Origin of the sequence: Streptomyces sp. McG3 (assembly GCF_018619185.1) — a bacterium.
Lineage (GTDB): Bacteria > Actinomycetota > Actinomycetes > Streptomycetales > Streptomycetaceae > Streptomyces.
Window position 1 is genome coordinate 1 of the sequence record NZ_JAAXYC010000341.1, and the last position, 7,923, is coordinate 7,923.

Annotated in this window: 4 protein-coding genes; 1 reads left to right on the top strand and 3 read right to left on the bottom strand. The window is 69.8% G+C overall.

The genetic code is table 11. The annotated features are described in order from the left end of the window. Nucleotides 1–17: 17 nt before the first annotated feature. The gene (locus HET64_RS33445; RefSeq protein ID WP_215110938.1) at nt 18–572 is read right to left on the bottom strand and encodes a DJ-1/PfpI family protein; all 555 of its coding nucleotides are present in this window, start codon (nt 570–572) and stop codon (nt 18–20) included. A gap of 433 nt (nt 573–1,005) precedes the next feature. Between HET64_RS33445 and HET64_RS33450 the strand changes: the two genes are divergently transcribed. Then, nucleotides 1,006–6,012: an NAD-glutamate dehydrogenase gene (locus HET64_RS33450; RefSeq protein ID WP_215110940.1), complete on the top strand. Its 5,007-nt coding sequence runs from the start codon at nt 1,006–1,008 to the stop codon at nt 6,010–6,012. A 184-nt stretch (nt 6,013–6,196) separates the two neighbouring features. Here the strand turns inward: HET64_RS33450 and HET64_RS33455 are convergent, their stop codons facing one another. Next, nucleotides 6,197–6,988 (bottom strand): ABC transporter ATP-binding protein, encoded by a 792-nt coding sequence (locus HET64_RS33455; RefSeq protein ID WP_215110942.1) that lies wholly within the window; start codon nt 6,986–6,988, stop codon nt 6,197–6,199. After that, nucleotides 6,981–7,919: an ABC transporter permease gene (locus tag HET64_RS33460; protein WP_215110944.1), complete on the bottom strand. Its 939-nt coding sequence runs from the start codon at nt 7,917–7,919 to the stop codon at nt 6,981–6,983. The genes HET64_RS33455 and HET64_RS33460 overlap by 8 nt, the downstream gene beginning before the upstream one ends. Between the last annotated feature and the right edge of the window lie 4 nt (nt 7,920–7,923).

A 7,923-nucleotide genomic window follows, 5' to 3' on the forward strand; every position in this document is an offset into this window, starting at 1 on the left:
GGGTGTGTGGGCGGGTTCTATTGGGTGCGTAGCACCTTCAGGAACTCCCGCATCCAGACCGGGTGGTCCGGCCAGGCTCGGGAGGAGACCACGGTGCCGTCCACGACCGCCTCCGTGTCCTGGAAGGTCGCGCCCGCGCTCTGCATGTCCGGTTCCAGGGCCGGGTAGGCCGTGACGTTGCGGCCGCTGAGGCTGCCGGTGGCGGCGGTGATCAGGGGGCCGTGGCAGATCTGGGCGACCGGGCGGTCCGCGGAGAAGAAGGCGCCGACGATCTTCCGCAGCTCGGCGTTGTTGCGGAGGTACTCGGGGGCGCGACCGCCGGGGATCACCAGGGCGATGTACGCCCCGGGGTCGACCTCGGAGAAGGACAGGTCGGCGGGCCAGGTGTAGCCGGGCTTCTCCGTGTACGTGTCGAAGCCGGGCTCGAAGTCGTGGACCACGAAACGCAGCGTCTTGCGCTCGGGCGCCGCGATGTCGACCTCGTAACCCTCCTCCAGCAGCCGTTGGTACGGGTAGAGGACTTCGAGGGACTCGGCGGCGTCGCCGGTGACGATGAGGATCTTCTGCGGCATGGCGGGACTCCTCGGGGCCGGTGGCCCCGTTGGTGTGCCGAGGGCCTGGATCCTTGCGGTACGGACAGACTGCCCCGGTTTCGGGAGTTCGCCAAGACGGCGCGGCGCACTGTCCAGAGTGTCAAAGTTCGGGGGGTTCTTTTGTACACAAGCAGCTCATGACGCAACGGGGTGCGAGGGCGATAGCCTGGTGCCGTGATCAGCGCGATACGCCTCGGGGGCAGCGAAGCCCCCGGCCGCCGCCCGGAGTGCCACAGCACCCGGGCGATCCGCGATCTCCCGACTCCGGACCGGCTGCCGAAAATGGCCAATATGGTCCCGGGTATCTCTCGAAGCGGCATAGCGTCGACCCAGACCGGAAACCCCGCGTCGTGGCGGTACGCCGCTTTTCTCACCTACGTCACGCAACGGCGCGCGACAGGAGCCAGAGGACATGCAGACCAAGCTGGACGAAGCCAAGGCCGAGCTGCTCGCAGGGGCCGCCAAGGTAGCTGAAAACGGTCCGGGCGGTGGTGTCGGTGGCCCGGGAGGTGCCCCCCGGGCGCGGACTTCCGCTGCCGGGGCCGACGAGAGCGCCCGTCCCGGTCAGGACACGGTGCTCGCCTACCTCCAGCGCTACTACCTGCACACGGCTCCGGAGGACCTCAGCGGCCGTGACCCGGTCGACGTCTTCGGCGCCGCCGCCTCGCACTACCGGCTGGCCGAGAACCGTCCGCAGGGCACCGCGAACGTCCGGGTGCACACCCCGACGGTCGAGGAGAACGGCTGGACCTGCAGCCACTCCGTCGTCGAGGTCGTCACCGACGACATGCCCTTCCTGGTGGACTCCGTCACCAACGAGCTGTCCCGGCAGGGGCGCGGCATCCACGTCGTGATCCACCCGCAGGTCACCGTCCGCCGCGATGTCACCGGCAAGCTCATCGAGGTCCTCTCCGGCGGCCCCGGTCTCCCCAATGCCTCCCAGGGCCGGAAGAAGTCCAAGGACGCCAAGCCCGAGCTGCCCCACGACGCGCTCGTCGAGTCCTGGATCCACGTCGAGATCGACCGCGAGACCGACCGCGCCGACCTCCAGCAGATCACCGCCGACCTGCTGCGCGTCCTGTCCGACGTGCGGGAGACCGTCGAGGACTGGGGGAAGATGCGCGAAGCCGCCCTCCGGATCGCCGACGACCTGCCCGGCGAACCGCTGGACGACCTGGCCGACGAGGAGGTCGAGGAGGCCCGCGAGCTGCTGCGCTGGCTGGCCGCCGACCACTTCACCTTCCTCGGCTACCGCGAGTACGAGCTGAAGGACAGCGACGCGCTGGCCGCCGTGCCCGGCACCGGGCTCGGCATCCTGCGCTCCGACCCGCACCACAGCGAGGACGAGGCCCACCCGGTCAGCCCGTCCTTCGACCGGCTGCCCGCCGACGCCCGCGCCAAGGCCCGCGAGCACAAGCTCCTCGTCCTGACGAAGGCCAACAGCCGGGCCACCGTGCACCGCCCCAGCTACCTCGACTACGTCGGCGTGAAGAAGTTCGACGCCAAGGGCAACGTCGTCGGCGAGCGGCGCTTCCTCGGGCTCTTCTCCTCCGCCGCCTACACCGAGTCCGTGCGCCGGGTGCCCGTCATCCGCCGCAAGGTCGCCGAGGTCGTCGAAGGCGCGGGCTTCTCGTACAACAGCCACGACGGCCGCGACCTGCTCCAGATCCTGGAGACCTACCCCCGCGACGAGCTGTTCCAGACGCCCGTCGACCAGCTCCGTTCCATCGTGACCTCCGTCCTCTACCTCCAGGAGCGCCGTCGGCTGCGGCTCTACCTGCGTCAGGACGAGTACGGGCGCTACTACTCCGCGATCGTCTACCTGCCGCGCGACCGGTACACCACCGGCGTACGCCTGCGGCTGATCGACATCCTCAAGGAGGAGCTCGGCGGCAACAGCGTGGACTTCACCGCCTGGAACACCGAGTCGATCCTCTCCCGGCTGCACTTCGTCATCCGCGTCCCGGCCGGCACCGAGCTGCCGCACCTGACGGACGCCGACGCCGACCGCATCGAGGCCCGTCTCGTCGAGGCCGCCCGCTCCTGGGCCGACGGCTTCCAGGAGGCGCTCACCGCCGAGCTGGGCGAGGAACGCGGCGCGGAACTCCAGCGCCAGTACGGCCACTCGTTCCCCGAGGGCTACAAGGCCGACCACTCGCCGCGCGCCGCCGTGGCCGACCTGGTCCACCTGGAGACCCTCAAGCAGGGCGAGAAGGACTTCGCCCTCAGCCTGTACGAGCCGGTCGGCGCGGGCCCCGGCGAGCGCCGCTTCAAGATCTACCGGACCGGCGAGCAGGTCTCCCTCTCCGCCGTCCTCCCGGCGCTCCAGCAGCTCGGCGTCGAGGTCGTCGACGAGCGGCCGTACGAGCTGCGCTGCGCGGACCGTACCCACGCCTGGATCTACGACTTCGGGCTGCGGATGCCGCTGGCCAACGGCAACGGCGGCTACCTCGCCGACGACGCCCGCGCCCGCTTCCAGGAAGCCTTCGCCGCCGTCTGGAAGGGCGAGGCGGAGAACGACGGCTTCAACTCCCTGGTCCTCGGCGCCGGGCTGAACTGGCGGCAGGCGATGGTGCTGCGCGCCTACGCGAAGTACCTGCGGCAGGCCGGATCCACCTTCAGCCAGGACTACATGGAGTCCACGCTCCGCAACAACGTCCACACCACCCGGCTGCTCGTCTCGCTCTTCGAGGCCCGCATGTCGCCCGGCCGCCAGAGCGCCGGCACCGAGCTGACCGACGGACTCCTGGAGGAGCTCGACGGGGCCCTGGACCAGGTCGCCTCGCTCGACGAGGACCGGATCCTGCGGTCTTTCCTCACCGTCATCAAGGCCACCCTGCGGACCAACTTCTTCCAGCACACGGACGACGGCACCCCGCATTCGTACGTCTCGATGAAGTTCGACCCGCAGGCCATCCCGGACCTGCCCGCGCCCCGGCCGGCGTACGAGATCTGGGTCTACTCGCCGCGTGTGGAGGGCGTCCACCTGCGCTTCGGCAAGGTCGCCCGAGGCGGGCTGCGCTGGTCGGACCGGCGCGAGGACTTCCGTACGGAGATCCTCGGACTGGTCAAGGCGCAGATGGTGAAGAACACCGTCATCGTGCCCGTCGGCGCCAAGGGCGGCTTCGTCGCCAAGCAGCTCCCGGACCCGTCCGTGGACCGGGACGCCTGGTTCGCCGAGGGCATCGCCGCGTACCGCACGTTCATCTCCGCGCTGCTCGACATCACCGACAACATGGTGGCCGGCGAGGTCGTGCCGCCCTCCGACGTCGTCCGGCACGACGAGGACGACACCTACCTCGTCGTCGCCGCCGACAAGGGCACCGCGAGCTTCTCCGACATCGCCAACGAGGTCGCCGTCGCGTACGGCTTCTGGCTCGGCGACGCGTTCGCCTCCGGCGGCTCGGCCGGCTACGACCACAAGGGCATGGGCATCACCGCCCGGGGCGCCTGGGAGTCCGTCAAGCGGCACTTCCGCGAGCTGGGCCACGACACCCAGACCGAGGACTTCACCGTCGTCGGTGTCGGCGACATGTCCGGTGACGTGTTCGGCAACGGGATGCTGCTCTCCGAGCACATCCGACTCGTCGCCGCCTTCGACCACCGGCACATCTTCATCGACCCGAACCCGGACGCCGCCACCTCGTACGCCGAGCGACGCCGGCTCTTCGATCTGCCCCGCAGCTCCTGGGCCGACTACGAAACGGGCCTGCTCTCGGCGGGCGGCGGGATCCACCCGCGCAGCGCCAAGTCGATCCCGCTCAACTCGCACGTCCGCGAGGCGCTGGGCATCGACCCCTCGGTGAGCAAGATGACGCCCGCCGACCTGATGCAGACCATCCTCAAGGCCCCCGTCGACCTGGTGTGGAACGGCGGCATCGGTACGTACATCAAGGCCGTCACCGAGTCGAACGCGGACGTCGGTGACAAGGCCAACGACGCGATCCGCGTCAACGGCGAGGACCTGCGGGCCAAGGTCGTCGGCGAGGGCGGCAACCTCGGGGCCACCCAGCTCGGCCGGATCGAGTTCGCCCGCGGCGGCGGCCGGATCAACACCGACGCGATCGACAACAGCGCCGGTGTGGACACCTCCGACCACGAGGTGAACATCAAGATCCTGCTCAACGGTCTGGTCCGGGACGGCGACATGACCGTCAAGCAGCGCAACAAGCTGCTCGCCGACATGACCGACGAGGTCGGCGCGCTCGTCCTGCGCAACAACTACGCGCAGAACGTCGCGCTCTCCAACGCCTCCGCCCAGGCCCCGTCCCTGCTCCACGCCCAGCAGCGCTTCATGCGCCGCCTGGAGCGCGACGGTGCTCTCGACCGGGCGCTGGAGTTCCTGCCCGCCGACCGGCACATCCGGGAGCTGCTCAGCAACGAGAAGGGGCTGAGCCAGCCCGAGCTGGCCGTGCTGATCGCCTACACCAAGATCACGACGGCGGACGAGCTGATCTCCACCGTCCTGCCGGACGACCCGCACCTGCAGAAGCTGGTGCACGCCTACTTCCCGAGCCAGCTGCGCGAGCGGTTCCCCGAGGCGGTCGACGGGCACGCGCTGCGGCGCGAGATCATCACGACGGTCCTGGTCAACGACACGGTGAACACCGCCGGTTCGACCTTCCTGCACCGGCTGCGCGAGGAGACGGGGGCGTCGATCGAGGAGATCGTGCGGGCCCAGTTCACGGCCCGTGAGATCTTCGGCCTGTCCCGGGTGTGGGACGCGGTCGAGGCGCTCGACAACAAGGTCGCCGCCGATGTCCAGACCCGGATCCGGCTGCACTCGCGGCGCCTGGTCGAGCGCGGTTCGCGCTGGCTGCTCGGCAACCGGCCGCAGCCCGTCGCCATCGCGGAGACGATTCGGAGCTTCCGGGACGGTGTCGCGCGGGTCTGGGACGAACTGCCCAAGCTGGTCAAGGGCGCGGACCTGGACTGGTACCACTCGATCCTGGACGAGCTGACGGCCGCCGGTGTGCCGGACGAGCTGGCGGTCCGGGTGGCCGGGTTCTCCTCCGCCTTCCCGGCGCTGGACATCGTGGCCATCGCCGACCGTACGGGCCAGGATCCGCTGGAGGTCGCCGAGGTCTACTACGACCTCGCGGACCGGCTGCGGATCACCCAGCTGATGGACCGGATCATCGAGCTGCCGCGGGCCGACCGCTGGCAGTCCATGGCCCGCGCCTCCATCCGCGAGGACCTCTACGCGGCGCACGCGGCGCTCACCTCGGACGTGCTGAGTGTGGGGAACGGGTCGTCCACGCCGGAGGAGCGGTTCCGGGCGTGGGAGTCGCAGAACGCGGCGATCCTTGCCCGGTCGCGGTCGACGCTGGAGGAGATCCAGGGGTCGGACGCGTTCGATCTGGCGAATCTGTCGGTGGCCATGCGGACGATGCGGACGTTGTTGCGTACGCACGCGTAGGGGGTCGTGTACGTCTGTGGGGGCCGGCGCCACGTGGTGGTGCCGGCCCCCTCGGCGTGGGGTCCGTCCTCAAGCGCCGGACGGGCTGAAGAGATGTCCTCAAGCGCCGGACCGGCTGGAGAAGATGCCCTCCATCGCCGGGCGGGCTGGGGGCGGTGGGCCGGCTGTGGCTGGTCTGAGTTGGTTACTTGCGCTTGGTGAAGGCCTCATAGGCCTTCACCACTTCCTCTGCCGGGCCGTCCATCCTCAGCGTGCCCGCTTCCAGCCACAGGGCCCGGTCGCAGGTCTCGGTGATCGATTTGTTGCTGTGGCTGACCAGGAAGACCGTGCCCGCCTCGGCGCGCAGTTCCTTGATGCGGTCCTTGCTGCGGCGCTGGAACTTCGCGTCGCCCGTGGACAGCGCCTCGTCGATCAGGAGTACGTCGTGGCTCTTGGCCGCCGCGATGGAGAAGCGGAGCCTCGCGCCCATGCCCGAGGAGTACGTGCGCATCGGCAGCGTGATGAAGTCGCCCTTCTCGTTGATGCCGGAGAAGTCGACGATCCCGTCGTAGCGTTCGCGGATCTGTTCGCGCGTCATGCCCATCGCGAGTCCGCCCAGCACCACGTTGCGCTCGCCGGTCAGGTCGCCCATCAGTGCCGCGTTCACGCCGAGCAGCGACGGCTGGCCCTGGGTGTGGACCCTGCCCCGGCTCGGCGGGAGCAGGCCCGCGACCGCCTTGAGCAGCGTCGACTTGCCCGAGCCGTTGGAGCCGATCAGGCCGATCGCCTCGCCCTTGTACGCGGCGAAGCTGACGCCCTTCACGGCGTGCACCTGGCGTGCGCCGGGGGTACGGCGCCGGGAGGTGAGCCGGCTGAGCGCGGAGGTGGCGCTGCCCTTGCCCGTACGGGCGCCGTTGACCGTGTACGTGATGTGGACGTCGTCGACGACGACCGTCGGGACACGGTCGTCCCCGGGGGAATCCTTGAGGTCAGCCACGTCCGTAGGTCTCCTCGGCCTTCCAGAAATACACGAATCCGGCCACTCCGCACAGCAGCGCCCAGCCCGCCGCCACCGCCCATGCGAAGGGTGGCAGCTGCGCCCAGGTGTAGCTGTCGATGAGCGCGTACCGCATGAGGTTGATGAAGAGCGCCGCCGGGTTGTACTCCAGCGCCACCAGCACCGCGTGCGGCACCCGTTCCCCCTTGAGCAGGTGGTCCAGGCTCCACATCACGCCGGAGGAGTACATCCAGGTCCGCAGCACGAACGGCGTCAGCTGCGCGATGTCCGGGGTCTTCGCCGTCAGCCGGGCCACACCCATCGACACCCCGGTGTTGAACACCGCCTGGAGCGCGAGCGCCGGGACGGCCAGCAGCCAGGACGGGCGGGGGTACTGGCCGAACACCAGCAGGATCAGGGTCAGCGCGCCGAGTGAGAACAGCAGTTGCTGCAACTGCTGGAGGGCGAGGGCCACCGGCAGTGAGGCGCGCGGGAAGTGCAGGGCCCGCACCAGGCCGATGTTGCCGCTGATCGCCCGCGTGCCCGCGGTGATCGAGCTGGCGGTGAACGTCCAGATGAAGACCCCGGTGACGAGGAACGGGACGAAGTCCTCCACCCCGTGCTTGGTGTTCATCAGGACGCCGAAGATGAAGTAGTAGACCGTCGCGTTCAACAGCGGCGTCATGATCTGCCAGATCTGGCCGAGCTTCGCCTGGCTGTACTGGGCGGTCAGCTTGGCCGTCGCGAACGCGGCGATGAAGTGCCGCCGCCCCCACAGCTGCCGGATGTAGGCGGGCAGCGAGGGCCGGGCGCCGCTGACCGTCAGGCCGTGCCGGGCGGCCAGGGCGGCCAGCTCACCGGGTGCGTAGGTGGGGACGTCCTGGGCGGGGGCGCTCGCCGGGGACGGCGGAGCTGCTGTCTGGCTCACCACGAAC

Coding starts and splice junctions, on each gene's coding strand:
- HET64_RS33445 (WP_215110938.1), bottom strand. CDS start 572: ATGCCGCAGAAGATCCTCATCGTCACCGGCGACGCCGCCGAGTCCCTC.
- HET64_RS33450 (WP_215110940.1), top strand. CDS start 1,006: ATGCAGACCAAGCTGGACGAAGCCAAGGCCGAGCTGCTCGCAGGGGCC.